At 68.6% G+C, this 26,463-nt stretch carries 23 protein-coding genes and 2 tRNA genes; 6 read left to right on the top strand and 19 right to left on the bottom strand.

The window, feature by feature from the left end; translation table 11 throughout:
• Nucleotides 1-11: 11 nt before the first annotated feature.
• The gene (gene pknB, locus GWK25_RS42135) at nt 12-2,012 is read left to right on the top strand and encodes a Stk1 family PASTA domain-containing Ser/Thr kinase (RefSeq protein WP_215456989.1); all 2,001 of its coding nucleotides are present in this window, start codon (nt 12-14) and stop codon (nt 2,010-2,012) included.
• A 170-nt stretch (nt 2,013-2,182) separates the two neighbouring features.
• Here the strand turns inward: pknB and GWK25_RS42130 are convergent, their stop codons facing one another.
• The 6 genes from GWK25_RS42130 to GWK25_RS42105 are packed head-to-tail and all read right to left on the bottom strand — an operon-like array spanning nt 2,183 to nt 6,541.
• Nucleotides 2,183-2,923 (bottom strand): class E sortase, encoded by a 741-nt coding sequence (locus GWK25_RS42130; RefSeq protein WP_215456988.1) that lies wholly within the window; start codon nt 2,921-2,923, stop codon nt 2,183-2,185.
• A 25-nt stretch (nt 2,924-2,948) separates the two neighbouring features.
• Entirely contained in the window at nt 2,949-4,193 is a 1,245-nt protein-coding gene (locus GWK25_RS42125) for a class E sortase (RefSeq protein ID WP_215456987.1), read from the bottom strand.
• Entirely contained in the window at nt 4,190-4,840 is a 651-nt protein-coding gene (locus tag GWK25_RS42120) for an aminodeoxychorismate/anthranilate synthase component II (RefSeq protein WP_215456986.1), read from the bottom strand. Before GWK25_RS42120 ends, GWK25_RS42125 begins: the two co-directional genes overlap by 4 nt.
• Nucleotides 4,837-4,998, bottom strand: a complete 162-nt coding sequence (locus GWK25_RS42115; RefSeq protein WP_033530583.1) for a hypothetical protein — start codon at nt 4,996-4,998, stop codon at nt 4,837-4,839. Before GWK25_RS42115 ends, GWK25_RS42120 begins: the two co-directional genes overlap by 4 nt.
• 53 nt (nt 4,999-5,051) lie before the next feature.
• A complete protein-coding gene (locus GWK25_RS42110; protein WP_215456985.1) occupies nt 5,052-5,744 on the bottom strand; it encodes a class E sortase in 693 nt (230 codons plus the stop codon).
• Nucleotides 5,745-5,761: 17 nt separating this feature from the next.
• Entirely contained in the window at nt 5,762-6,541 is a 780-nt protein-coding gene (locus GWK25_RS42105) for a DUF881 domain-containing protein (protein ID WP_215456984.1), read from the bottom strand.
• A gap of 142 nt (nt 6,542-6,683) precedes the next feature.
• On the opposite strand from GWK25_RS42105, the gene crgA reads away from it, so the two are divergent.
• Entirely contained in the window at nt 6,684-6,938 is a 255-nt protein-coding gene (gene crgA / locus GWK25_RS42100) for a cell division protein CrgA (RefSeq protein WP_215456983.1), read from the top strand.
• A 304-nt stretch (nt 6,939-7,242) separates the two neighbouring features.
• Here the strand turns inward: crgA and GWK25_RS42095 are convergent, their stop codons facing one another.
• Both GWK25_RS42095 and GWK25_RS42090 read right to left on the bottom strand, forming a co-directional pair.
• The gene (locus GWK25_RS42095; protein ID WP_215456982.1) at nt 7,243-8,130 is read right to left on the bottom strand and encodes a rhomboid family intramembrane serine protease; all 888 of its coding nucleotides are present in this window, start codon (nt 8,128-8,130) and stop codon (nt 7,243-7,245) included.
• 152 nt (nt 8,131-8,282) lie between these two features.
• Entirely contained in the window at nt 8,283-8,816 is a 534-nt protein-coding gene (locus GWK25_RS42090) for a peptidylprolyl isomerase (protein WP_215456981.1), read from the bottom strand.
• A 361-nt stretch (nt 8,817-9,177) separates the two neighbouring features.
• Here GWK25_RS42090 and GWK25_RS42085 point away from each other — a divergent pair, with 361 nt between their 5' ends.
• On the top strand, nt 9,178-9,879 hold the full coding sequence (locus GWK25_RS42085) for a DUF5324 family protein (protein WP_215456980.1): 702 nt from the start codon (nt 9,178-9,180) through the stop codon (nt 9,877-9,879).
• A gap of 468 nt (nt 9,880-10,347) precedes the next feature.
• Here the strand turns inward: GWK25_RS42085 and GWK25_RS42080 are convergent.
• Nucleotides 10,348-10,420, bottom strand: a tRNA-Ala gene (locus tag GWK25_RS42080).
• Between the two features lie 182 nt (nt 10,421-10,602).
• Here GWK25_RS42080 and GWK25_RS42075 point away from each other — a divergent pair.
• Nucleotides 10,603-11,151 carry a transcriptional regulator gene (locus GWK25_RS42075; protein ID WP_033530590.1) on the top strand — a complete coding sequence of 183 codons (549 nt, stop codon included), beginning with the start codon at nt 10,603-10,605 and terminating at the stop codon, nt 11,149-11,151.
• 292 nt (nt 11,152-11,443) lie between these two features.
• The gene (locus tag GWK25_RS42070; RefSeq protein ID WP_215456979.1) at nt 11,444-13,255 is read left to right on the top strand and encodes a serine/threonine-protein kinase; all 1,812 of its coding nucleotides are present in this window, start codon (nt 11,444-11,446) and stop codon (nt 13,253-13,255) included.
• Nucleotides 13,256-13,263: 8 nt separating this feature from the next.
• On the opposite strand, the gene GWK25_RS42065 is transcribed toward GWK25_RS42070, so the two are convergent.
• Nucleotides 13,264-14,814 carry a hypothetical protein gene (locus tag GWK25_RS42065; RefSeq protein ID WP_215457945.1) on the bottom strand — a complete coding sequence of 517 codons (1,551 nt, stop codon included), beginning with the start codon at nt 14,812-14,814 and terminating at the stop codon, nt 13,264-13,266.
• Between the two features lie 297 nt (nt 14,815-15,111).
• Nucleotides 15,112-15,240 (bottom strand): DLW-39 family protein, encoded by a 129-nt coding sequence (locus GWK25_RS42060; RefSeq protein ID WP_003999697.1) that lies wholly within the window; start codon nt 15,238-15,240, stop codon nt 15,112-15,114.
• Nucleotides 15,241-15,608: 368 nt separating this feature from the next.
• Here GWK25_RS42060 and GWK25_RS42055 point away from each other — a divergent pair, with 368 nt between their 5' ends.
• Complete coding sequence (locus GWK25_RS42055) at nt 15,609-15,977, top strand: DUF6344 domain-containing protein (RefSeq protein ID WP_215456978.1); 369 nt, start codon at nt 15,609-15,611, stop codon at nt 15,975-15,977.
• A gap of 337 nt (nt 15,978-16,314) precedes the next feature.
• On the opposite strand, the gene GWK25_RS42050 is transcribed toward GWK25_RS42055, so the two are convergent.
• The 8 genes from GWK25_RS42050 to dnaN all read right to left on the bottom strand — a co-directional run bounded on the left by GWK25_RS42050 (nt 16,315) and on the right by dnaN (nt 26,432).
• Nucleotides 16,315-16,391: transfer RNA gene (locus tag GWK25_RS42050), tRNA-Ile, on the bottom strand.
• A gap of 108 nt (nt 16,392-16,499) precedes the next feature.
• Complete coding sequence (locus GWK25_RS42045) at nt 16,500-17,318, bottom strand: DUF3566 domain-containing protein (protein ID WP_215456977.1); 819 nt, start codon at nt 17,316-17,318, stop codon at nt 16,500-16,502.
• A gap of 18 nt (nt 17,319-17,336) precedes the next feature.
• Nucleotides 17,337-19,931: a DNA gyrase subunit A gene (gene gyrA / locus GWK25_RS42040; protein WP_215456976.1), complete on the bottom strand. Its 2,595-nt coding sequence runs from the start codon at nt 19,929-19,931 to the stop codon at nt 17,337-17,339.
• A gap of 42 nt (nt 19,932-19,973) precedes the next feature.
• Nucleotides 19,974-22,043, bottom strand: coding sequence for a DNA topoisomerase (ATP-hydrolyzing) subunit B (gyrB, locus tag GWK25_RS42035; RefSeq protein ID WP_215456975.1), 2,070 nt, complete (start codon nt 22,041-22,043; stop codon nt 19,974-19,976).
• A 395-nt stretch (nt 22,044-22,438) separates the two neighbouring features.
• Entirely contained in the window at nt 22,439-22,972 is a 534-nt protein-coding gene (locus GWK25_RS42030) for a DUF721 domain-containing protein (protein ID WP_215456974.1), read from the bottom strand.
• Nucleotides 22,969-24,093 (bottom strand): DNA replication/repair protein RecF, encoded by a 1,125-nt coding sequence (recF, locus tag GWK25_RS42025; protein ID WP_215456973.1) that lies wholly within the window; start codon nt 24,091-24,093, stop codon nt 22,969-22,971. Before recF ends, GWK25_RS42030 begins: the two co-directional genes overlap by 4 nt.
• Before the next feature lie 120 nt (nt 24,094-24,213).
• Nucleotides 24,214-25,089 carry a phosphogluconate dehydrogenase (NAD(+)-dependent, decarboxylating) gene (gnd, locus tag GWK25_RS42020; protein ID WP_215456972.1) on the bottom strand — a complete coding sequence of 292 codons (876 nt, stop codon included), beginning with the start codon at nt 25,087-25,089 and terminating at the stop codon, nt 24,214-24,216.
• A gap of 212 nt (nt 25,090-25,301) precedes the next feature.
• Nucleotides 25,302-26,432: a DNA polymerase III subunit beta gene (gene dnaN / locus GWK25_RS42015; RefSeq protein ID WP_215456970.1), complete on the bottom strand. Its 1,131-nt coding sequence runs from the start codon at nt 26,430-26,432 to the stop codon at nt 25,302-25,304.
• Between the last annotated feature and the right edge of the window lie 31 nt (nt 26,433-26,463).

Below are 26,463 nucleotides of genomic sequence, written 5' to 3'. Positions count from 1 at the left end.
GGTAGGAAGCTATGGAAGAGCCGCGTCGCCTCGGCGGCCGGTACGAGCTGGGCCAGGTGCTCGGCCGTGGTGGCATGGCGGAGGTCTACCTCGCGATGGACACCCGCCTCGGCCGCACCGTGGCGGTGAAGACGCTGCGAGCGGACCTCGCGCGCGACCCCACCTTCCAGGCCCGGTTCCGCCGGGAGGCCCAGTCGGCCGCCTCGCTCAACCACCCCGCGATCGTGGCGGTCTACGACACGGGCGAGGACTACATCGACGGGGTCTCGATCCCGTACATCGTCATGGAGTACGTCGAGGGCTCCACCCTCCGTGAACTTCTCCACAGCGGCCGCAAGCTGCTGCCGGAGCGGGCCATGGAGATGACCATCGGCATCCTCCAGGGACTGGAGTACGCCCACCGCAACCAGATCGTCCACCGCGACATCAAGCCGGCCAACGTCATGCTGACGCGCAACGGCCAGGTCAAGGTGATGGACTTCGGTATCGCCCGCGCCATGGGCGACTCCGGGATGACGATGACGCAGACGTCCGCGGTCATCGGCACCGCCCAGTACCTCTCGCCGGAGCAGGCCAAGGGCGAGCAGGTGGACGCCCGGTCCGACCTGTACTCCACCGGCTGTCTGCTCTACGAGCTGCTGACGGTCCGCCCACCGTTCATCGGCGACTCCCCCGTGGCGGTCGCCTACCAGCACGTGCGGGAGGAGCCGCAGCCCCCGAGCGTCTTCGACCCGGAGATCACTCCGGAGATGGACGCCATCGTCCTGCGTGCCCTGGTCAAGGACCCGGACTACCGCTACCAGTCCGCCGACGAGATGCGGGCCGACATCGAGGCCTGCCTCGACGGTCAGCCCGTCGCCGCCACGGCGGCCATGGGGTCGGTCGGCTATGGCGGCTACCCGGACGACCAGCCGACCACCGCCCTGCGCGCCGACGCCGGTGCCACGACGATGCTTCCGCCGGTCGGCCCGGACGACGGTTACGGCTACGACGACCGCCAGGGCCGTCGCCGCCAGCAGCCGAAGAAGAACAACACCTCGACGATCCTCCTGGTCCTCGCGGGTGTGCTGGTCCTGATCGGCGCGGTCCTCATCGGCCAATGGATGTTCTCGGGTAATGACGCCGGCAACGACACCCTCAAGGCTCCGAATTTCGTGGGCCAGAGCGAGGCCGAAGCGAAACAGGCGGCCACGAACGTCGATCTGAAGGTACAGATTTCCCAGAGGCCCTGCGAGAACCAGAAGAAGGGCAACGTCTGCGAGCAGAACCCGCAGCCGGGTCTCGAGGTGAAGAAGGGCGACACCATCAACCTGGTGGTGTCCACGGGCGCGCCAAAGGTTGCAGTTCCGAGTGTCATCGGTGACCAGATCGAGGACGCGAAGGACAAGCTGGAAGGCAAGGACTACGAGTTCGTCGTCGAGACCAAGACGAAGGAGTCCCCGGAGGAGGCCGGCACGGTTCTCGACCAGAACCCCACGACCGGCAAGGAAGTGGAGAAGGGCTCCACGATCACCCTCACGGTCGCCAAGGCCGAGGAGAAGGCCACCGTGCCGACCGTCACCGGCCGGAGCTGTGACGCCGCCAAGTCCCAGATGGAGGCCAACGACCTCGTCGGCACCTGTACCGAGGTCGAGACCCAGGACCCCAACCTCGTCGGCAAGGTCGTCGCGACCAACCCCGAGGCGGGCTCCGAGCTCAACAAGGGCGACACGGTCACCATCCAGATCGGTAAGGCGGCCGAGGAGGAGAAGCCGGAGGCCGAGGTCCCGAACGTCGTGGGACGGACCGTGGGCCAGGCCAAGCAGATCCTTCAGGCGGCCGGCTTCACCAACATCCAGTTCGCCAACGGCAGTGACCAGAGCGACACCGCGCTCGTCACCGACCAGGACCCGGACGGCGGCAACGAAGCCGACCCGGCCCAAACGACGATCACCCTCGCGTCGGTCGGTTTCGGCGGCAACAACGGCAACAACAACAATGGCGGCGGCGACGGCGGAGGCTTCTTCGGTTAGCGCCGCCGGCCTGAGGCGGAGGGGCTGATCAACCCCTCTGCCCCGTATGACGAAGGAGCCCTGGCACCCTCCCAGAGGGGGTGCCAGGGCTCCGTCATCATCTCGATGTTTCACGTGAAACCGGATGTTTCACGTGAAACATCCCTCCGGGGGAGCAACCCACCGAGCGGCTATCGAAGCTCCTTCGGCGGCGTGCGCTCCGCGTTCACCCGTTCCACGCGCTCCAGCTCGCCCCACACGATGTACCGGTAGCGGGACGTGTAAACGGGCGTACAGGTCGTGAGGGTGATGTACTTGCCGGCCTTCTTCTTGCCGGACTCCTTGGGGATGTCGGAGAGGACCTTGACGTTGTACTTCGAGGTCTCGGAGAGGGTGTCGTAGACCTTGTAGACGTACCAGTTGTCGCGGGTCTCGAAGACGATCGCGTCGCCCTTCTCCAGCTTGTCGATGTTGTGGAACTTCGCGCCGTGGCCGTCCCGGTGGGCGGCCAGGGTGAAGTTGCCGTCCTTGTCGGAGCCGGGGAGGGTCGCCTTGACCGGGTCGGTGTAGTAGCCGGCGACTCCACCGTTGAGGATCTTGGTGGAGGTGCCCTTCTTCACCAGGACCTCGCCGTTCCTCATGGCGGGTACGTGCAGGAAGCCGATGCCGTCCTTGGTGTCCAGGGCGCCGGGCCCGTCGTCCGAGGCCCAGGTGTCGCGGACCTTGTTTGCTTCCTTGTCTGCCTCGCGGTCGGCGAGCACGTTCGTCCACCACAGTGAGTAGACGACGAACAGGCCGAGCACGAGGCCCGCCGTGATGAGGAGTTCACCGAAGACACTGACCGCCATGGCCATCCGGCTCATGCCGCGGCGCCGCGGCGTGGCCTCGGACCTGTCCGTCTTCTCTTCGGTGTCGTCGGTGGTCACTGCCACAGTTCTTCCGCCCTTGGTCGAGCCCCTACTGGACGAGCGCGTCGGGCTTCCCCTCGCTGCGCGGCCGTTCCTCCACCATCTTGCCCCACACGATCATGCGGTACTTGCTCGTGAACTCCGGCGTACACGTGGTCAGCGTGATGTAGCGACCCGGCTGGGTGAAGCCGGAGCCCGGGGGCACGGGTTGGAGCACGCTGACGTTCGACGGCGGGGTCACCGGCAGGATCGAGGCCATGTCGTAGACGTAGTACTTGTCCTGCGTCTCCACGACGATCGGGTCGCCCGGCTTGAGCCGGTTGATGTAACGGAACGGTTCACCATGGGTGTTGCGATGACCCGCGATACCGAAATTGCCCGTCTTGTCCTCGGGCATGGCCGTCTTGATGCTGTTCTCGTCGTAGTGGCCGACCATTCCGCGGTCCAGGACCTTCGACTTGCTGATGCCCTCGGCGATCGGCACGACGACGTCCAGCTTCGGAATGTGCAGAATGGCGAAGCCCTGCCCGGGCTCGAAGGCGCCCGGCGCGCGCTTGCCGCTCTTCCACTCCTCCTGGAGGCTCGTCGCCTCCCGGCCCGCCTGTTGATGGGCGCGGATGTTGGACCACCAGAGCTGGTAGGTGACGAAGAGCAGCATCACCACGCCGGTGGTGATGAACACCTCGCCGATGACCCGGCTCGCGATCACTCCCGCGCTGGGCTTGCGCGCCCGCGCCGCCCGCCGCGCCTCGACCCTGGAACGGGGCGCCGACTGCCCGTCCTCTCCTAAGCCCTCCGCGGGCCCCTGAGCGGCTCCTGGGTCCGCGTGGGCCCCCTGGGAGCCCCCGTGCCTCCCGTGCCGCCTCGCGGCCTTACGGCGGGCCGCACGGCCTCCGGGAGCCGGGGGCGCGGGTATCGGCTCGGCCGCGGCGGCCAGCCGTCGCGCCTCCTCCACCCGGAGCGCCACCGTCTCCTCGTCGATCGGAGGGTGCTGCAGAGCGCTGTCGGTCTCGTACAGCCCCTCCGCCGTGGGCCGGGGACGCGGATCGTACGTCTCGTACGAGGTGTAGGACTGGTACGGCTCGAACGAGGGCTCCGTGTACGGCTGCTGCTGGCCGAACCAGTCCCCCTGCCCGTACTGCGAGCCCTGCTGGACGGTCCAGGCCTGAGGCTCGGCCGGGTCGCCGAACGGCTCCCCCGGCTGGAAGGCCTCCGCCTCGAACGCCTCGGCGCCCCCGTACGCGGCCTCGCCGCCGTAGGGGGCACTCTCGCGCTCGGGGCGCAGTGCCGTCACGCCGTGGCCCTGCCCACCACGGGGGCGAGCCCCGTCGACCTGGCCACGGCCCCTTGGTCACCGCATTCGGCCAGCCAGTTGGCCAGCATGCGGTGGCCGTGCTCGGTGAGCACCGACTCGGGGTGGAACTGCACGCCCTCGACCGGCAGTTCCCGATGCCTGAGGCCCATGATGATCCCGTCGTGCGTGCGCGCCGTGACCTCGAGCTCGGCCGGCACGGTGGCCGGCTCCGCGGCGAGCGAGTGGTAGCGAGTCGCGGTGAAAGGGGTGGGCAGGCCCGCGAAGACCCCCTTGCCCTCGTGCTCCACCAGCGAGGTCTTTCCGTGCAGCAGCTCGGGCGCGCGGTCCACGACACCGCCGTACGCCACCGCCATGGACTGCATGCCGAGGCAGACGCCGAAGACGGGGACGCCGGTCGCGGCACAGTGGCGGACCATGTCCACGCAGACGCCGGCCTCCTCGGGGGTGCCCGGGCCGGGGGACAGGAGCACGCCGTCGAAGCCGTCCTGGGCGTGGGCGGTCGCCACCTCGTCGTTGCGCAGCACCTCGCACTCGGCACCCAGCTGGTACAGGTACTGGACCAGGTTGAAGACGAAGCTGTCGTAGTTGTCGACGACGAGGACCCGGGCGGGTCGGGCGGCACTCACTGGTCGTTCACCGTCACATCGTTGAAGGGCAGCAGGGGCTCGGCCCAAGGAAAGACGTATTGGAAGAGGACATAGACGACGGCCAGGGTCAGCACGATCGAGATCAGCGCCTTCAGCCACGCGTTACCCGGCAGATGTCGCCAGATCCAGCCGTACATGCCGTCCCTTCCTTCACACCACGGCACCGGAATCACGCCGTACCGCCACCAGACTAACGGCGTAGTGCCTCCGGTTTCCCTGACTCGACAGGCTGCGTGGAATCCAGATGGCCCCAGACGATGAGCCGATGGCTGTGTCCCCACTCCGGGTCGCACGTCGTCAGCGTCAGATAGCGCCCCGCGCGCGTGTAGCCCGATTTCGTCGGCACGGGGTCGATGACCTGGACGTCCGTGGGCAATGTCCGGTAGGGACCCTTGTCGATGACGTACGTGAACCAGTCCGCGCCGTCGGACAGGACGACCTCGTCGCCGGGACGCAGCGTGGGAAAATCTTTGAAGGGATCGCCGTAGGTACGGCGGTGGCCGGCGACCGCGAAGTTCCCCTTCTGTCCCAGCTGCGCGGTGTTCGCGTAATGGCCGAGCCCTTTCTTGAGAGTGTCAGCCTTCGTACCCTCCAGGACCGGCTTGTTCCACGTGGAACCAAGGCGCGGGATGTACATGAGCGCGAAGGGTTCACCGCTGTCGTACGGGGCGGGCGCCTTCGGGGCCGCAGAGGATCCCGGTCCGGACGTCGGCCCCGTCGGCTGCTTCGCCCAGCGGTCCTGGAGCAGATCGACCTGGTGATCCATCTCGGTGTCGGCCTTCACGCCGGTCCAGAACAGCACGTAGACGACGAAAAGCACGATCAGGGTGCCGACGGTGATGCAGAGCTCGCTGGCGGTCCTCACGATCACGCGCACCGACACGGGTCCCCCGGCTGCCGTCACTCCACGGGCTTCGCGTACTTCAGATCCACTGTGCCCGAGTAGCCGGGAAGAGTCACCGACCCGTCTTCGGTGACTTTCCAGCCCAGCCCGTAGACGTTCACGTAGACCATGTAGTTCTGGATCGCCTTGCTGGCGGTGAGCGCCTTCTGCAGCTTCTCGGGGTCACCGACCGCCTGGATCTTGTACGGGGGCGAGTAGACACGGCCCTGGAGGATCAGGGTGTTGCCGACGCAGCGGACGGCGCTGGTGGAGATCAGCCGCTGGTCCATGACCTTGATGCCCTCGGCGCCGCCAAGCCACAGGGCGTTCACCACGGCTTGCAGGTCCTGTTGGTGGATGACCAGGTAGTCGGGCTGCGGCTCGGGATATCCGGGGAGTTTGGCGGTGGCGTCCGGCGGGGCGTCGTTGAGGGTGACCGTGAGGGCCTGCCCCCTGAGCTTCTGGGTGCCGGCGTTCTTCTCCAGCGCCTTGAGCCGCGCGTCATCGGCCTTGGTGCTGCCGTCGTCCCGCTCGGCCAGGGCCTCCACGTCGTCCCGGAGGACCGCGTTGGACTCGTCGAGCTGACCGTTCTTGTGGCTGCGCTCCTGGATCAGGTCGGAGAGCTTCAGCAGCGAGGCGTCCGTACGGATATTCGTGCCCTTGGCCGTGTCGAAGCTGGTGAAGAAGATCAGCCCGGCGAGGGCGAAGACCCCAGCGGTGAGCACGCGCACGGGCCGGAAACCGCCTCGGGAGGAGGTGCCGGTACCCGCCTCGGGGGAGTCGGCTGAATTGCTCAACGTACCCTTATCTCCTTAGGCGCCGCGGAAGCACTACGCTAACGGACGCCCGGGGGAGCATTCAGTGTCCCCTTGTACGCTGCCCCGGAGCCCGCCACAGTTCCCTGCGCGGCCACGCAGCGCATCGACAGGAGAGACCCTCGTGCCGAAGTCACGTATCCGCAAGAAGGCCGACTACACGCCGCCGCCGTCCAAGCAGGCCACGAACATCAAGCTGAACAGCCGCGGCTGGGTGGCTCCGGTCATGCTGGCCATGTTCCTCATCGGGTTGGCCTGGATCGTCGTCTTCTATGTGACGGACGGCTCGCTGCCGGTCGACTCGCTCGGCAACTGGAACATCGTGGTCGGCTTCGGCTTCATCGCCGCCGGATTCGGTGTCTCCACCCAGTGGAAGTAGTGGTCTCCGCTCGGCGGAGCTAGTTCTCCCCCGAGCAATCCACGGAGTTATCCACAGACGTTTTCCACAGTGGGGAAAAAGAACGACGATCTGTGGATAACTCACTGGGCGTTGACGCCGGTACGACTGACCTACCGGCACCCGCAAGCATGTTCGCCCCCTGCCTGACCTGCGAAAACACAGGTGAGCGACAGGGGGCACACCTGTTCCCGCACCCTATGCACAAGATCCGCCACCGTCTGTGGACAACAGTGCTGTAACGGTGCCCGGACCAGCACCCGGATGGTGACGATCCGCCATCACCTCAGGTCAGCTGGGCCGTCCTCAGCAGGATCACGATGACCACTGCGGCCAGTACCAGCGCGCACACGCCGTACTGGATGAGCGCTCGCCGTTCGCGCGGAGCGTGCACCATCGCATAGCCGATCAGCACACCGCCGACGAGCCCGCCGACATGGGCCTGCCAGGCGATGCCGGACCAGCCGAAGGTGATGACCAGGTTGATGACCAGCAGGATGATGACCGGGCGCATGTCGTACTTCAGCCGGCGCATGAGGACGGCTGTCGCGCCGAAGAGGCCGAAGATCGCTCCGGACGCGCCGACCGTCGTTTGGTTCGGCGCGGCGAGCAGGTAGGTGAGCGCGCTGCCCGCGAGGCCCGAGGCGAAGTAGAGCATCAGATAGCGGGCGCGGCCGAGGGCGGCTTCCAGCGGGCCGCCGATCCACCACAGGCTGAGCATGTTGAAGGCGATGTGCATGAGACCGCCGTGCAGGAACATCGACGTGACCAGCCGGTACCACTGACCTTCGGCGACACCTTGGATCGAGTCGAAATCGGAGCCCCAGGCCCGCCCCACGAGGGCGAACCGCTCTTGGAAGGAGTCGCCGACGGCCTCCTGCACCAGGAAGAACAGCAGATTCGCGCCGATCAGGATCTTGGTGACGAGCCGGGGGTCGGCGGTGACCGTGCCGCCCGCGAGGGTGCGCGGGGTGGCGGCGGAGGGGGCGTGGCCCGTGCCCGAGCCGTTGCGGACGCATTCGGGGCACTGGAAGCCGACGGAGGCGCTCACCATGCACTCGGGGCAGATGGGCCGCTCGCAGCGGGTGCAGCGGATACCTGTCTCCCGGTCCGGGTGCCGGTAGCAGGTGGGCAGGCTCCGCGCGTCCTGCGAGCCGCTCGGCACCTGGTCCATCGGGTCCCTCCGTCTCCTGGGTGGAACGCATCGCCCCGCCCATCCTTACGGATGAGCGGGGCGATTGGTTCCCTTCGGGACCTTGTGAACCTTTCGGATCCGGTCCGGGCGGTGAACCCGTGATGCGCGTTCGGTGCGCCAGGCCCGAGGGCTCAGCTCTGGCGGGTCTCGACGACGACCGACTCGATGACGACGTCGTTGACCGGACGGTCGGTGCGAGGGTTGGTCTGGGCGCCGGCGATGGCGTCCACGACCTTCTGGCTGGCCGCGTCGACGACCTCACCGAAGATGGTGTGCTTGCGGTTCAGCCACGCCGTCGGGGAGACGGTGATGAAGAACTGCGAGCCGTTGGTGCCAGGGCCTGCGTTGGCCATGGCCAGCAGGTAGGGCTTGTCGAAGGCGAGGTCCGGGTGGAACTCGTCCTCGAACTGGTAGCCGGGACCACCGGTGCCGTTGCCCAGCGGGTCACCGCCCTGGATCATGAATCCACTGATCACCCGGTGGAAGACCGTGCCGTCGTAGAGCTTGTCCGTGGACTTCTGGCCGGTGGCCGGGTTGGTCCACTCACGCTCGCCCTGGGCGAGCTCGACGAAGTTACGGACCGTCTTGGGCGCGTGGTTCGGCAGCAGCCGCACCTCGATGTCGCCATGGTTGGTCTTCAGGGTGGCGTACAGCTGCTCTGCCACGATCTGCCTTCCGTTGTCCTCTGTGACTCCCCTGATCCTCGCACGGACGACGCCGTGCGTCCCCCGACGCCCTCGCTCTCGTACGGCGGGCGTATGGAAATCCGGCCGAGTACCGCCGGTACCGGCGCGCTTCGCGGCGATCCGTGGCATTGTCGGCCCTGTCGTGGACAAGTTCCCGTTGTCCCGCATTCATCCTCATATTGCACGTGACCGGACTCATGAGCGGCTCCTGTCGATGACCGACCGGGGCCGAGGCCATGACCCGGATGCCCGCCCGCACATGCCCCGGAGCGCTCCGAGAGGCATGATCCCCAAAAGGGTGGAAAGTCGAATTACGTACGCCACCGAGGAGGAGGATCCCGTGACCCGCATCGACAGCGTGCGCGCCGCGACCGGCTCGGCGAAGGACAGCGTGCTGCACGCCGCGGAAGTGGTGGCGCCCTACGCCGACACGGCCAAGGACAAGGCCTCGCACTACGCGCAAGAGGCACGTGTACGACTCGCGCCGAAGGTGTCGCAGGCCGCGGAACAGGCACGCGTCCAGTACGGCGCCCATGTCGTCCCGCGCTTGGAGCAGGCTCGCACGCATGTGCCGCCGAAGGTCGACCACGCGGCCCATGAAGCCGCCGCACGCACCCGCAAGGCGGCCCGTCAGGCCGCCGACTACTCCCGTCCCCGTATCGAGCAGGCCGTGGCCGCCGCCGGCCCGGTCCGCGAGGAGGCCACCGCCCGCAGTGTCGCGGCGCTGGCCGCGCTGCGCGGGCAGGTCTCACCCCAGCAGATCCAGCGGCTGGTCCGCAGGCAGCAGCGCAGGGCCCGGGTCGGCCGTGCCGCCAAGGGCCTGGCCGTCCTGGGTGTCCTGGCGGGCGGTGCCTTCGCCGCCTGGAAGTGGTGGGACAAGCAGGCCAACCCCGACTGGCTCGTCGAGCCCCCTGCCGCCACCGAGGTCTCCGACTCCGGTCGTCTGTCCGCTGTGGACGGCAGCGGTCAATCCGTTCTCGACCCCGAGGTCGAGGCCAAGCAGGCTGAGGACGAGGCGGCCGACCGGGACGACCGCCGCTGAGAACCGGCTGAGCATCGGCAGCCGAGGCCGTTTTCTCCACGGTCGGCGCCGGAGGGACGTCCTCCTTTCCGGCTCAGCCCTGCCCGAGGGTGCGTTCGGCGGGACATCTTTCAACAGCCCTGTGGGGCAGAAGACTTGAAGGTCTTCTGCCCCACAGGGCTGTTTCACGTGAAACAGCGCCACCCCACGAGACCCCCTGCACCACTATCTGGAATGTATTGATCCGGTTGCAAAGGGTGACGCACACATTTCACCCGCCCTCGTGCCAGCCAGAGCACTGGTTTCGCATTTGCGCACGTCGACAGGTGCCAGCATCCATTGCCCCGTTCCAGCAGGCTTCTTTCCATGAAGTGCACAGATAGCGATCGCGACGACCGCCACCCAGGGCGCCACTGACGACCAGGCTTCCCCGGGGCACAAAAAGACCGGGCCGGATGTCCTACGACATCCGGCCCGGTCTATCCGCTGTGGAGCCTAGGGGAGTCGAACCCCTGACATCTGCCATGCAAAGACAGCGCTCTACCAACTGAGCTAAGGCCCCGCTAGGGAAGCGTCCACCCGGAGGCAAGGGCCACCGGGAGGCTTCGCAGACCAGAGTACCGGGTCACCCCCGGGATCTCGCAAAAAGATTGGGGGTCCCCGTGAACGACCACTCTCCGTAAGATGCTCGTCGTGGTTCGCTACAGCGAACCGCGGTATTTGGGGAAGCGATGGGGAGACGCAATGGACGCCGCACAGCAGGAAGCGACCGCAAGAGCCCGGGAGCTGCAGCGGAACTGGTACGGAGAGCCGTTGGGGGCGCTCTTCCGTAGGCTCATCGAGGACCTGGGGCTCAACCAGGCCCGGCTCGCGGGGGTGCTGGGCCTGTCCGCACCGATGCTGTCGCAGCTGATGAGCGGTCAGCGTGCCAAGATCGGCAACCCGGCGGTGGTCCAGCGGGTGCAGTTGCTGCAGGACCTCGCAGGTCAGGTCGCGGACGGCAGCGTGAGCGCCGCCGAGGCGACCGAGCGCATGGATGAGATCAAGAAGTCACAGGGGGGCTCGGTGCTCAGCAACACCACGCAGTCGACGACGAGTTCGGGGGCGCCCACGGTCAAGCGGGTCGTCCGCGAGATCCAGTCGCTGCTGCGCTCGGTCGCGGCCGCGGGCGACATCATCGAGGCGGCGGACACCCTCGCCCCGACCCACCCGGAGCTGGCAGAGTTCCTCCGGGTGTACGGCGCGGGCCGCACCTCGGACGCGGTGGCGCACTACCAGTCCCACCAGAACTGAGCTCAAGGCCCGGTCCCCGAAAGGGGGTTCGGCGACCGGGCCGAGGCCGAAGAGGGGGATCCGAAGAGGGGAAGGGGTCTGTAGGCCCCTCGTGAGCGGCAGTGTCGTGGACGTAGGCTCCGCGCAGGAACCGGAATCGGGAACAGGAAGAGCGGCAGGGGGACAGAAGCGGGTACTAGCTCCGAGGGAAGCCGGGCACGTGCGAGCCGGCTCCGCGGAGGGCGGCGCGAGCACCGTGCCCTCCGCCGACGGGCAGCCAAGAGGGGAGCCGAAGGGGGAACGACGCACAGCCATGGGTGAGGTCTTCGCCGGCCGGTACGAACTGGTCGACCCGATCGGGCGCGGGGGAGTCGGCGCGGTCTGGCGCACCTGGGACCACCGCCGCCGCCGCTATGTGGCCGCCAAGGTCCTGCAACAGCGTGACGCGCACGCTTTGCTGCGCTTCGTCCGTGAGCAGGCTGTACGGATCGACCACCCGCATGTGCTCGCCCCTGCCAGCTGGGCCGCCGACGACGACAAGGTCCTGTTCACCATGGACCTGGTGGCCGGGGGCTCCCTGGTCAACCTCGTCAACGACTACGGCCCTCTCCCGCCGGCTTATGTCTGTGGCTTGCTCGACCAACTCCTGTCCGGCCTCGCCGCCGTGCACGCCGAGGGCGTCATCCACCGCGACATCAAGCCCGCCAATGTGCTCCTGGAGGCCACGGGCACGGCCCGCCCCCGCCTGCGCCTGTCCGACTTCGGCATCGCCATGCGTCTGGGCGAGCCCCGCCTCACCGAGACCAACTACGTGGTGGGAACGCCGGGTTACTTCGCTCCCGAGCAGATGCTGGGCGCGGATCCGGACTTCCCGGCCGATCTCTTCGCTGTGGGTCTCGTCGCCCTGTACCTCCTGGAGGGCGCGAAGCCCGACTCCAAGGCCCTCATCGAGCACTTCGCAGCCCATGGCACTCCGAAGGCGCCGCGGGGTATCCCTGAGCCGCTGTGGCAGGTCATCGCGACGCTGCTCCAGCCGGACCCCAACTCCCGCTTCCGCACCGCCACAGGCGCCCGCAAGGCCCTCGCCGCGGCCATCGAGCTGTTGCCCGAGCCGGGGCCCGACGACGAGTTGGTGGAGGTCTTCGACCAACTCGGCCCGCTTCCTATCGGGTTCGCCCCCGAGGGTCCCCTGCACAGGGCATCAGGACTGGACAAAACGGGCACAGGTGCCGGTGCCGACAGCAGCAGCGGAATTTTTTCCCCGACTCCCGTCACGGACACCACCCCACCACCGCCTCACCATCCGCCGACCTACGGCCCACCGCCCATGGGACCGCCGTCCCAGCCCGGGGCGGGGCCCGCGCTACCGGCGCCGTTCCCGGGCAGCGCCCCTCAACCCCCGTACACGGCCACAGGCTCCATATCTCCGCCCCCCATGCCCACCACCGCCCCGCCCCAGACCGACTCGGCCAGCTCTGGCAAGGGCGCCGGCTTCGGTGCTGGTACCGAAGCCGGCGCCGTGGGCACCGACCCGGGTGCGGGCGCTGGCACAGGAACAGGAACCGGTCACTGGTCCCAGGATTCCGGGGCCTCGTCTTCGACGTCTCCGGCGCAGTCGCCCCACCCCGGTCACATATCGGCCGGGGCGCCCCCCGCCGCCGTACCACCGCGTCCCGACCGCGCCCCCGCACCACAGCCCTCCACGATGTCGGACACCGGCAGCTTCCATCTGCCCCCGCCCCAGGTGCTCACCGCCCACGCGGCCTCGCGACAGATCGAGCAGCACTCCCCCGGCCCGGGCCACCCACAGCAGCAACCCGAGCAGCAGGCCAGTCCCCCGGCAGGGACGCCTCTCCGGACGGCCCCAGCGCACCACCCCGGACCCGCGCATGTGCCCTCCCCCCAGTCCCACCCCCAGCTGGGCCTCTCTCAGGACCCCGCCTCGGCGGTGCAGCACGCGTACGCCTCTACTGGTTCATACACCGCTCGGACCCCGGAGGTTCCACGCCGATCGAGGGCGCTTCCGCGGCGCCGTCCGGGCCCGCCGGTCAAGGTGGTCGTCCCGGTCCTGCTGCTCGCCCTGGCCTGCTTCGCGGTGGGGTTCTGGGCGCTGGGACAACTCTGATCCTCGTCCTACCCCCGGGACGCCCCGTGCCGCCCACGCGCTGCCGCACCCACGCCCTTCGGGCGTTCGGACTCGCTGGCAGCGGACGCCCTCCTGCGGGCCACGAGTGTCCACGCCAGAAGCCCGAGAACCAGCAGACTGCCCGTGCCCAGGCCACCCGCCGCGACGACGGTCATGGCCAGTCGTCGGTCTCCACCGACCGAGGAGTTCCCGGTGCCCGTCCCTTCGCCGGAATACCCCGTGCCCCCTCCGTCACCGCCGGCCCGGGAGCCCCCCTCCAACGTGTCCCCCGTGATGCCGTTCTCGGCGGCCTCCCTATCCCCCTCGGTGACCTCGAAGACGCCGCGCGGCTCGGAGTCCCCCAGATATCCCGGCCCGGCCCCGGCCTCTCCCTCCAGCCTCACCCGCAGCGTCACGCCGACAGGCTTGTCGCCGAACCGGTCGGCGACCGACGTCCCGAGGTGCAGTGCCAGGTAGTACCAGCCGGCGAACCGCATCCCGCCCACCTCGTCGTCGGGTGAGAAACGGTTCTCGTACGCGACGGGCGGGAGCGGGTCCAGGGAGACCGAACGTTGGTCGCCCCTGTAGTTGGCCGTCTTGTCGTCCACCCGGCCGCGTACGGGGTTGTAGAGCGACATGACGAACGCGTGCCCGACGTAGCCGTCGCCCTCGGCCGTGCTGCCCAGTTCGGCGGTGGCCTGGAGCTGCTGCCCCCAGCCGACGGGCACCTTGTAGAACAAGGTCTCCCCGGCTCTGATGCCGACCTCGTCCTGCCAGACGCCCTGTGCCACGGGGCTCGCCACGGCGAAGCCGCTCCCTCCGCGGCGGGGCTCGGGGTCACCGGAGACAGCGTCGGGGGAGGCGGAGTTCCAGCTCTGGGGAGCGCTCGTCGAACCGCCCTTCGTCACGGCGGGCTCCGAAACGAAGCCGAGTTCCAGCCCCCACTCCTCCGACGCCCCCTCCGAGGGGGAGCCGGTCACGGAACCGGAAGCCCAACCGGAAGCCGAGCCGGTCGCCGAGCCGGAGGCGGAGCCCGCACTCGCCCCCGAACCGGCTCCGGCAGCCGAGCCGACACGTTCGACGACGACGTAGTACACCCCGGCCCCCTGGCACATGTACTCGTCGGTGCCGACCTCCCGCGAGGCCCAGGCGGTGACGGGGTGCGCGCTGCGGGTCGGTCCGAAGCGGGCGGTCTCGTAGGAGCAGCGATGTGCGTCGGCGTCCTGCACGGACACCCTCACCCCGTCCGCCGAGCCGACCGCCGAACCCGCCTCGGGTACAGCCGTGGCCGAGACGTACGCGTTGGTGGCGGCGCCGAGATCGAGGCGGTAGTACAGCTTGCCGCCCGGCCCGATGGAGCTCCTGTAGGTCTTTCCGGCCGCCAGCTGCACGGCTCCCGTGCTGCTCGTGGCGCCCTCGACCACCCTCGCGCCTTCGGCGTAGGAGTACGGGGCGGGCCCGTCGGCCGCCACGGCGGGGCCGGGCTGTGCCGTCGTCACGCACAGGGCCGCCCCCACAGCCGCCCCGGTTCGCCACCAGACCGTGCGCCGCCGCCCCATCAAGCGCCACCCCTCGTCGTAGACCGTGATGCGAGGCCCCAGCGCTGTGGTCGCGGCCCCGAACTCGCTCATCCTGCCCGGCCCTGCGTGCCGACGCCGGTGTTCCTGGGGACAAGCGGCTGAAAACGGCCTCTACCCGGACCCACTCCTTGCCATTGCAATCATATTGTTCGCTAGTGCGAATCCAAGTCGGTGGAATTTCCGCAAACCCCCCAGAAGCCGGGAGGGGTGCCGCCGAGCAACACAAAACCCCGGCCGCCTAGGCGGCCGGGGTCTGCTCTGAGACTGATGTCGACGTCACGAACCCGTGGGCACGGAGTCAGTCGCCTCCGTCCACAGATCCTGCTCGGCGCGATCCGCCTGGATCTGGCGGTACACGAGGAGCCCGCCGATGGCGGCCAGTGCGACCAGGAGAAGCTTCTTCACCGCGCGACCTCGTCTTTCCTTGACGTAGGGGACCTCTGGCGCCCGACTATACACACCGACCGATACCGATCGGTGACCTGCGTCGGCCCCCTCAACTCCCGCAGGGAAGACCGCAGTAGAACCGGACGCCACTGTTCCGATCGCAGGCTCATCACACAGGTCCATCACATCTCGCACACCTCGGCGGATCCGTGGACCTCGACTTCCTGCAACTTTTCAGACCCGCCTGCAACTCCTCGGACCTCTGGCCCATCCGAGTGGTGTTCATCCGAAGATCGACGCGCCATGAACGTCGGTCCGTGATTTCGAAGCCCACATACACATCATGAGGAAAGTACGCAAATCGCCCAACCCGAAAGTGAGGGGCCATGGCCCAGAAGAAGGTCATGAAGCTGTGGACCGCCATCGTCACCGCCTTCCTCGCGCTGTGCACGGCGCTCGGACTCGTCACGACCACCGCCTCGGCCGCGGTACAGCAGACCGAGACCACCCGCAACTGCGCGGCCCCCGCGACGGCCCCGGCGATGTCCCTCCCGGCCCGGCCCCACGACCGCGCCCTGCCCCCCACGATGAAACAGCGCATCCGCGCCGAGGCCCACGGCTCCTCCCCCTCCTGCCGCCGCCGCACGGCCCTGCACACGGTCACGGACACCGCCACGAACGTCACAGGCCAGGCTGCGGTCCCGGAGGCACCTGTGCCACAGCCCGAGCATCCAGCCGCACCTCTCCAGCGCTGATCTCCAGCAGGCCAGGAAAGACCCAGCGGCGATCTTGCGTACAACGCCCGCTGCAAGACCATGAACGACGAAGACCCTCAGCCGGACTCGGCTGAGGGTCTTTTCGTGGCCAGCGCGTTCGGGCGCAGCACACGGGACTCCGGGGCGGCCGGTGGAGGTGGCGAGAGAGAGCGAGTTTTGGAGCGAGTCGTCCGCTCCGACTCTTCGTCGGGGGATCAGGAGAGGAGGGGGCGAGGATGAAAGCCGTCCTGCCGCCCATCGTCGAGGTCCGCAGCACACCACGTGTCCCCACCAACAGCAAAGACCCCCAACCGCAACCGGTTGGGGGTCTTCCGTCTGGTGGGGCTAACAGGATTTGAACCTGTGGCCTCATCCTTATCAGGGATGCGCTCTAACCAACTGAGCTATAGCCCCGCCGCGCTCTGCGGTGTGTCCCGCGCGCTGACTCCTGAAGATTAGCGCACGACGTGGGCAGTCCCAAAATCGATACCCGCAGGGCGACCGCGACGCGCTGAGCCGGGCCTACTCGTCCTCGGCGAGCGTCAGCTCGACGCCGCCCACGAAGCCCGCGGAGAGGTTGTAGATGAAGGCTCCGAGGGTGGCCAGAGCGGTGGCGAGCACGACGTCGATGACCGCGATGATCGTGGTGAAGATCAGCACGTTGGGCAGCGACAGGAACGCCTGCAGGTCGAATCCGTTGGACTCGTTCGAGCCGGTCGCCTCCGAGATGGTGGCGCCGACCGTCGAGAACACGCCCATCGCGTTCATGACCATCCACAGCACCGCCGCCGCGACGACCGTGCAGATACCGAGGGCGATGGAGAGCAGGAAACTGACCTTCATCACGGACCACGGGTCGGCCTTGGACACCCGCAGCCGCGCCTTGCGCGTACGCGGCGTCGTGCGCGCCCCCGTACGAGGCTTGCGGGAGGACTCATCCGGAGCCGGCGCATAGGCCTGCGGCGGGTGGTACGGGCCCGCCTGCTGCTGCGACTGCCGCTCACCCGGCAACGCGGAGCCGGCGGCCCGCGCCTGCGGCTGTGCCGCGGCGGCCGACGGACCGCCCTGACGGCCCGGCCCGGCCTGAGCCGCGGCCGGACTTCCGGCCGCGGGCTTCTGGGCCTGCGGACCACGCGTGTCCGTCGCGGTCGCCCCCTGCGATCCCGGCTTCTCCGGCGCGGGCGCCGCCGCGTCGGTCGCGTCCGGCTTGATGGCCTTCAGCTGGGTCGTGTGCGTGTCCATCGCACGCGCGGCGGAGCCACGGCCGCCGCCGTCCGCCTCCGACCCGGTCGAAGTGCCGGCCGAAGTACCGGACGATCCGGCGCCCGTGGCTCCGCTCACGCTGACTCACTCCTCGTGCTACTCGGACGAGGGCGCCTCACCCTCGTCCGTACCGGTCGATGGGGCAGCCTCGGCGGTCTCGTCGACGGCATCCTCGCCGTCGACCTCCTCCGCCTCCCGCCCCGCCTCGGCGTTGCGAGCGATGCCGACCACGGCATCGCGCTTGCCCAGGTTGATCAGTTGGACGCCCATGGTGTCACGGCCGGTTTCCCTGATCTCGTTGACTCGCGTACGAATCACACCGCCCGACAGCGTGATGGCGAGGATCTCGTCGGTCTCCTCGACCACCAGCGCGCCGACGAGCGAACCGCGGTCCTCGACGATCTTGGCGGCCTTGATGCCGAGGCCGCCGCGACCCTGGACGCGGTACTCGTCGACGGCGGTCCGCTTCGCGTACCCGCCGTCTGTGGCAGTGAACACGAACGTACCGGGTCGAACAACATTCATCGAGAGCAGCTCGTCTCCCTCACGGAAACTCATGCCCTTGACACCCGAGGTCGCACGGCCCATGGGCCGCAGCGCGTCGTCGGTCGCCGTGAAGCGGATCGACTGTGCCTTCTTGCTGATCAGAAGGATGTCATCCTCTGCCGATACGAGTTCGGCTCCGATCAGTTCGTCGTCGGAACCGTCCTCCTTCTCACGGAGGTTGATCGCGATGACACCGCCGGAACGGGGCGAATCGTAATCCTTCAGAGGCGTCTTCTTCACAAGACCGCCCTTGGTGGCGAGCACCAGGTAGGGCGCGGCCTCGTAGTCGCGGATCGCGAGGATCTCGGCGATCGCCTCGTCCGGCTGGAAGGCCAGCAGGTTGGCGACGTGCTGTCCACGCGCGTCACGCCCGGCGTCGGGGAGCTCGTACGCCTTGGCCCGGTAGACACGGCCCTTGTTGGTGAAGAACAGCAGCCAGTGGTGGGTCGTGGACACGAAGAAGTGGTCGACGATGTCGTCTTCCTTGAGCTTCGTGCCGCGTACGCCCTTGCCGCCGCGCTTCTGTGCCCGGTAGTCGACCGTCTTGGTGCGCTTGACGTAGCCGCCGCGCGAGACGGTGACGACGATGTCCTCCTCGGCGATGAGGTCCTCGATGGACATGTCGCCGTCGTAGGGGACCAGCATCGTCTTGCGGTCGTCGCCGTACTTCTCGACGATCGCGGCGAGTTCCGCGCTGACGATCCCGCGCTGGCGCACGGGGGAGGCGAGGATCTCGTTGTACTCGCGGATCTTGGCCTGGAGTTCGTCGTGCTCCTGGATGATCTTCTGGCGCTCCAGGGCGGCCAGGCGGCGCAGCTGCATCTCGAGGATGGCGTTGGCCTGGATCTCGTCGATCTCCAGGAGGTCCATCAGGCCCGTGCGCGCGATGTCGACGGTGTCGCTGCGCCGGATCAGCGCGATGACCTCGTCGATGGCGTCCAGGGCCTTCAGCAGGCCGCGCAGGATGTGCGCGCGCTCCTCGGCCTTGCGGAGCCGGAACTTCGTACGGCGGACGATGACCTCGATCTGGTGCGTCACCCAGTGGCGGATGAACGCGTCCAGGGAGAGGGTCCGGGGCACGCCGTCGACCAGGGCCAGCATGTTCGCGCCGAAGTTGGTCTGCAGGTCGGTGTGCTTGTACAGGTTGTTCAGCACGACCTTGGCGACCGCGTCGCGCTTCAGGACGATGACCAGGCGCTGGCCCGTACGGGACGACGTCTCGTCGCGGACGTCCGCGATGCCGCCGATCTTGCCGTCCTTCACGAGGTCGGCGATCTTCTGCGCGAGGTTGTCCGGGTTGACCTGGTACGGCAGCTCCGTGACCACCAGGCACTGGCGGTTCTGGATCTCCTCCACCTCGACGACCGCGCGCATCGTGATGGAGCCGCGGCCCGTGCGGTACGCCTCCTCGATGCCCTTGCGGCCGACCACGAGGGCGCCGGTCGGGAAGTCGGGGCCCTTGATGCGCTCGATCAGCGCGTCCAGGAGGTCCTCGTGGGAGGCATCGGGGTTCTCCAGGTACCACTGGGCGCCGGCCGCGACCTCGCGGAGGTTGTGCGGCGGGATGTTCGTCGCCATACCGACCGCGATGCCCGCCGAGCCGTTGATCAGCAGGTTGGGGAAGCGGGCCGGGAGGACGGTCGGCTCCTGGGAGCGGCCGTCGTAGTTGTCCGTGAAGTCGACGGTCTCCTCGTCGATGTCACGGACCATTTCCATCGACAGCGGCGCCATCTTGCACTCGGTGTAGCGCATGGCCGCCGCCGGGTCGTTGCCCGGCGAGCCGAAGTTGCCGTTGGAGTCCACCAGCGGCATCCGCATCGACCACGGCTGCGCGAGGCGGACCAGCGCGTCGTAGATCGAGGAGTCGCCGTGCGGGTGGTAGTTGCCCATGACGTCGCCGACGACGCGGGCGCACTTGTAGAAGCCCTTCTCGGGCCGGTAGCCGCCGTCGTACATGGCGTACAGGACACGGCGGTGGACGGGCTTGAGGCCGTCGCGTACGTCGGGCAGCGCGCGGGACACGATGACGGACATCGCGTAGTCCAGGTACGAGCGCTGCATCTCCGTCTCGAGCCCGACGGGCTCGATGCGCACGGTCGTCTCGCCGGCGTCGTCAGGCATGACGGTGGGGTTCTCGTCGGCCATTGCTGGTGGGGATCCTTCCTGGTGCGGTCAGCTGAGACCGACTCAGATGTCGAGGAAGCGGACGTCCTTGGCGTTGCGCTGGATGAACTGGCGCCGGGCCTCGACGTCCTCGCCCATGAGGACCGAGAACAGCTCGTCGGCCTGAGCGGCGTCGTCCAGCGTGACCTGGCCGAGGACCCGGTGGTCGACGTCCATGGTCGTGATGCGCAGTTCCTCGGCGTTCATCTCGCCGAGACCCTTGAAGCGCTGGATCGAGTCCTCCCTGACGCGCTTGCCGTTCTGCCTGCCGAGTTCGATCAGGGCGTCGCGCTCACGGTCCGAGTACGCGTACTCGAAGTCGTCCCGGCCCCACTTGATCTTGTAGAGCGGGGGACGCGACAGGAACACGTGCCCGGCCTCGACCAGCGGCCGCATGAAGCGGAACAGGAAGGTCAGCAGCAGGGTGTTGATGTGCTGGCCGTCGACATCGGCGTCCGCCATCAGGATGATCTTGTGATAGCGGAGCTTCGAGATGTCGAAGTCCTCGTGCACACCCGTGCCGAAGGCGGAGATCAGCGCCTGGATCTCCTGGTTCTGCAGGATCTTGTCGATCCGCGCCTTCTCGACGTTGAGGATCTTGCCGCGGATCGGGAGGATCGCCTGGTACTGCGGGTTGCGGCCGGACTTGGCCGAGCCACCGGCGGAGTCACCCTCGACGATGAAGATCTCGCACTTGGTGGGGTCGTTCGACTGGCAGTCGCTCAGCTTGCCCGGCAGCGACGCCGTCTCCAGGAGGCCCTTGCGGCGGGTCAGGTCACGCGCCTTGCGGGCCGCCACGCGCGCGGTGGCCGCCTGGATGGACTTGCGGATGATGTCCGCGGCCTCGACCGGGTTGCGGTCCAGCCAGTCCGTCAGGTGCTCGTGGACGACCTTCTGCACGAAGGTCTTGGCCTCCGTGTTGCCCAGCTTGGTCTTGGTCTGGCCCTCGAACTGCGGCTCGCTCAGCTTGATCGAGATGATCGCGGTGAGACCCTCGCGGATGTCGTCACCCGTGAGGTTGTCGTCCTTCTCGCGGAGCAGCTTCTTGTCACGCGCGTAGCGGTTGATCAGACCGGTCATCGCGGCGCGGAAGCCCTCTTCGTGCGTACCGCCCTCGTGCGTGTGGATGATGTTGGCGAAGGAGTACACGCCCTCGCTGTAACCGCTGTTCCACTGCATCGCGACCTCGACGGACAGGGCCTTGTCCTTGTCCTCGGCCTCGAAGTCGATCACGGAGGGGTGCACCACGTCGCCCTTGCGGGAGTTGAGGTGCTTCACGAAGTCGACGATGCCGCCCTCGTAGTGGTACGAGACGGCCTTGACCTCGTGCTTCTCGTCCTCACCGGCCTCGTCCGCCCCGGCGGTGGCCTTCGCCGACTCGCGCTCGTCGGTGAGGTTGATCCTCAGCCCCTTGTTGAGGAACGCCATCTCCTGGAAGCGCCGCGAGAGCGTCTCGAAGGAGTAGTGGGTCGTCTCGAAGATGTCCGGGTCGGCCCAGAAGGTGACCGAGGTGCCGTGCTCCTCCGTGGCCTCGTGCTGGGCGAGCGGAGCGGTCGGGACGCCGAGCTTGTAGTCCTGCGTCCAGCGGTAGCCGTCCGTCTTGACCTCGACGGCGACCTTGGTCGACAGGGCGTTCACGACGGAGACACCCACGCCGTGCAGACCGCCGGAGACCGCGTAGCCGCCGCCGCCGAACTTGCCGCCCGCGTGCAGGACGGTCAGCACGACCTCGACGGCCGGCTTGCCCTCGGACGGCACGATGCCGACGGGGATACCGCGGCCGTTGTCGACGACCCGGACACCACCGTCGGGAAGGATCGTCACGTCGATGGTGTCCGCGTGGCCTGCCAGGGCCTCGTCGACGGAGTTGTCCACGACCTCCTGCACGAGGTGGTGCAGGCCGCGCTCACCGGTCGAGCCGATGTACATGCCGGGCCGCTTGCGGACCGCGTCCAGCCCTTCGAGGACGGTGATGGCACTGGCGTCGTACGCCGAGGGAGAGGCCTCGGCCGTTCCGGCCAGGGCCTCGGTGGACGGGATGTTCTCGTTGGGGTTGCCGGAATCGGCCACGAAGCGCCCTTTCTGGCACAGCACAAGCCAGGCTCTTGGCAGGTTTGCCGGAGCGGCTGCGGCATGTTGCGGTGGAAGCCTTTGTCAGCGTTGCACAGTGTTTCCGAAGCGGTCCCCACGAATGGGGCGGGATTAGCTTCCAGTCTACCGGTAGCGCCGACAGTGATGGGGGTTTGCCGGTACCTGAGTCCGCATGTGCCGCCCTGAACCGGTCTCTCCCGACTCCCCATATGCGGAGCGGGGCTCCAAGAGGCTCACAGCGGCACTCAGCGCTTCCGGGTGTCAACCCTTTGCTACTCCCGGGTCAGGTCGACGTTCGCATCCGCGTGCGAACGTCGGCGCCGAAGCGCACGGGCGCCCGCCGCCGCTGGGAGGACCGCCGGTCATGGGGGCGGAAGCACCTGGAAATGTGACTACGGTCACCCGTAGGTATCGCCGGGACCCGTGCTTCCCGGGGCCCGCAGGGGCCCGTAGCTACGGGCCGAGCCGGCGGGGCCGTGGACCTTGAGGAGCCGCACGGTGCCGTGGCCGAGGTCCTCGTTGAGCCGGGCGACCAGCTGCGGCGCGAGCAGCCGCACGTTCGTGGCCCAGGCGGTGGAGTCGCACCGCACATGCAGGACCCGCTCGTCCTCGTCGTAGCGCTCCGGCACGCACCGTCTGGCCAGGTCGTCGCCGACGATCTGGGGCCAGCGCCCCATGACGCCGCCGACGGCGGCCGGCGTCTCCCAGCCCCGCTCGGTGATCAGCCTGTTGATGGCGGGGCCGAGCGGCATCGGGTCCCGGCCGTCGGCACGCGCGCCCGAACGCAGCCCGGGGCCCCGTCGTGCCTGCTTCTGCTGCTGGGTGGCCTCGCCACGCGCGCGTGCGGCCTCCTTCGCGGCGCGCAGCGCCACACGCGCGAGGTCCACGCCGGAGGGCTCGGGCGGTTTGGGGGTGGCGTCGGATCCGCTCATACGCGGTTCACCGTCCCGTCGGACACGGCGTAGCGCGTCCCCGTCAGTACGTCCGGTACGTCGTCGTCGACCGCCGCGGTCACCAGCACCTGCTCGCCCGGCGCGACCAGCTCCGCCAGCCGCTCCCGCCGACGGGTGTCCAGTTCGGCGAAGACGTCGTCGAGGATCAGCACCGGCTCGTTGCCCTCGGCGCGCAGCAGGTCGTAGGAGGCGAGCCGCAGTGCCAGGGCGTACGACCAGGACTCGCCGTGGGAGGCGTATCCCTTGGCCGGCAGCTGACCGAGCTTGAGGATCACGTCGTCGCGATGGGGTCCCACGAGTGTGACGCCCCGCTCGATCTCCTGCTTGCGGCTCTCGGTGAGGGCCGCCGTCAGCTGCTCGTACAGCTCCTCGCGCGCGTGCCCGACGAGGCCGGGCGAGGAGGGCTTGTACTCCAGACCGACCGGGCCGCCACCGGGTGCCAGCTGCTCGTACGCCTTGTCGGCGAGCGGCTGGATCGCGGCGACCAGATCGAGACGCTGGGCGAGCAGTTCCGCGCCTACGCGCGCGAGGTGCTGGTCCCACACGTCGAGGGTGGACAGGTCCATGGAGCGGCCGCCGTGCCGACGGGCCAACGCGGCCGTCTTGAGCAGGGTGTTGCGCTGCTTGAGGACCCGCTCGTAGTCGGAGCGCACCCCCGCCATGCGCGGGGCCCGGGCGGTGATCAGTTCGTCGAGGAAGCGCCGCCGCTCACCGGGGTCGCCCTTGACCAGCGCGAGGTCCTCCGGCGCGAAGAGCACCGTCCGTACGATGCCGAGGACGTCGCGAGGTCTGACCTGCGAGGACCTGTTGACGCGGGCCCGGTTGGCCTTGCCGGGGTTCAGCTCCAGCTCGACCAGCTGCTGCCGTTCGCCCTGCCGCACCTGTGCCCGGATCACCGCGCGGTCGGCGCCCATGCGGACCAGGGGCGCGTCCGACGAGACCCGGTGGCTGCCCAGGGTCGCGAGATAGCCGACCGCCTCGACCAGGTTGGTCTTCCCCTGCCCGTTGGGGCCGACGAACGCGGTGACGCCCGGGTCGAGCGGGACCTCGACCCGGGCGTACGAGCGGAAGTCGGCCAGTGACAGGTGCGTGACGTGCATGGTCGGGTGCCGACCTCCCCCAGGGTTGTGGACCACCGTGGCGGTCCTGTGGACGACTTCTCGTCGACCGTTGTGTGGTCGTCGCTGTCTGCTCTGCCGTGCGTCGCTTCTCGCCGTGGGCTACTTCTTCTCGACCGCGTGGCCGCCGAACTGGTTCCGCAGCGCCGCGATCATCTTCATCTGCGGTGAGTCCTCCTGGCGCGACGCGAACCGCGCGAAGAGGGAGGCCGTGATCGCGGGCAGCGGCACGGCGTGGTCGATGGCGGCCTCCACGGTCCACCGGCCCTCGCCGGAGTCCTGCGCGAAGCCCTTCAGGCCGTCCAGGTGTTCATCCTCGTCGAGGGCGTTCACCGCCAGGTCGAGGAGCCAGGAACGGATGACCGTGCCCTCCTGCCAGGAACGGAAGACTTCGCGGACGTCCGTCACCGAGTCGACCTTCTCCAGGAGCTCCCAGCCCTCGGCATAGGCCTGCATCATCGCGTACTCGATGCCGTTGTGGACCATCTTCGCGAAGTGCCCGGCGCCGACCTTGCCGGCGTGCACCGCGCCGAGGTCGCCCTCGGGCTTCAGCGCGTCGAAGACCGGTCGTACCTTGGCGACGTTCTCCGCGTCGCCGCCGTACATCAGCGCATAGCCGTTCTCCAGGCCCCAGACGCCGCCGGAGACACCGCAGTCGACGAAGCCGATGCCCTTGGCCGCCAGCTCCTCTGCGTGCTTCTCGTCGTCGGTCCAGCGGGAGTTTCCACCGTCCACGACGACGTCACCGGGCTCCAGCAGCTCGGCCAGCTCGTCGACGGTCGACTGGGTGGCGGCACCGGCCGGGACCATCACCCACACGACCCGCGGGCCCTTGAGCTTGCCCACAAGCTCTTCGAGGCTGTGGACATCGGCGAGATCCGGGTTCCGGTCGTATCCGATGACGGTGTGGCCCGCGCGGCGTATCCGCTCGCGCATGTTGCCGCCCATCTTGCCGAGGCCGACGAGACCGAGCTCCATCAGTTGTTCCTTAGGTTGCGACGTGGCAGGAGGGCACCTGAACTGCGTACCCACGCACGAGCCTAAACCCGGACGCTCACGCACACCTGTGGGCATACCCGCTCATAAGTACACCCCCACCTGCGGCTTCGCGCCGAGGGCCCGGTGATCCACCGGGCCCCACAGCGCTGTGGACGACCTCCCACGGCTCGGCCGCGGTGGCGTCCGCCCGGTCAGCCGCTGAGCCGCACCGGCATGATCAGGTACTTGTAGGCCTCGTCCGCCTCCGCGTCCACGGCCGGCTTGCCGCTGAGCAGCGCGGGCTTGGTGGACGTCGTGAACGACAGCTGGGCCACCGGGGAGTCGATGGCGCTGAGGCCGTCCAGCAGGAACGTCGGGTTGAAGGCGATCGAGATGTCGTCGCCCTCCAGCTGGGCGTCGACCCTTTCCACAGCCTGTGCGTCATCGCTGGAGCCGGCCTCCAGGATCAGCACGCCCTGCTCGAAGCTCAGCCGCACCGGGGTGTTCCGCTCGGCGACCAGGGCGACGCGCTTGACGGCCTCCACGAACGGCGCGGTCTCGATGACGGCCACGCTGTTGAACTCCGTCGGGAAGAGCGTGCGGTATTTCGGGAGGTCGCCCTCCAGCAGCCGCGTGGTCGTACGACGGCCCGCGCCCTCGAAACCGATCAGGCCTTCTCCGGAGCCCGAGCCGGAGAGCGCGAGGATGACGCTGTCGCCGCTCGTGAGGGCCTTGGCGGTGTCCAGGAGCGTCTTGGCGGGCACCAGGGCGACCGCGGACGCCTCGGGGTTCTCCGGCTTCCACAGGAACTCGCGGACCGCGAAGCGGTAGCGGTCGGTGGAGGCCAGCGTGACCGTGTCGCCCTCGATCTCGATGCGCACACCGGTGAGGACGGGCAGCGTGTCGTCACGGCCGGCGGCGATGGCCACCTGGGCGGCGGCGGAGGCGAAGACCTCGCCGGGGACGGTGCCCGTGGCGTTCGGCATCTGCGGCAGCGCCGGGTACTCCTCCACAGGCAGTGTGTGGAGGGTGAACCGCGAGGAGCCGCAGACCACCGTCGCCCGTACACCGTCTGTGGAGATCTCCACCGGGCGGTTGGGGAGGGCGCGGCAGATGTCGGCGAGCAGGCGACCGGAGACGAGCACCGTGCCCTCCTCGTCGACCTCGGCCTCCACGGACACCCGTGCGGAGACCTCGTAGTCGAAGCTGGAGAGGCTCAGCTGGCCTTCCTCGGCCTTCAGAAGGAGGCCGGCGAGGACAGGCGCCGGCGGACGGGCCGGGAGGCTGCGCGCCGCCCAGGCAACTGCCTCCGCGAGTACGTCGCGTTCCACCCGGATCTTCACTGTTGCCGCCTCCTGCTGTTGCCGGCGCTTC

This window comes from Streptomyces sp. ATCC 21386, from assembly GCF_018728545.1.
Taxonomy (GTDB): domain Bacteria; phylum Actinomycetota; class Actinomycetes; order Streptomycetales; family Streptomycetaceae; genus Streptomyces.
The sequence above is the reverse complement of the archived record's forward strand: the minus strand, read 5'-3'. Positions and strand labels throughout refer to the sequence as shown.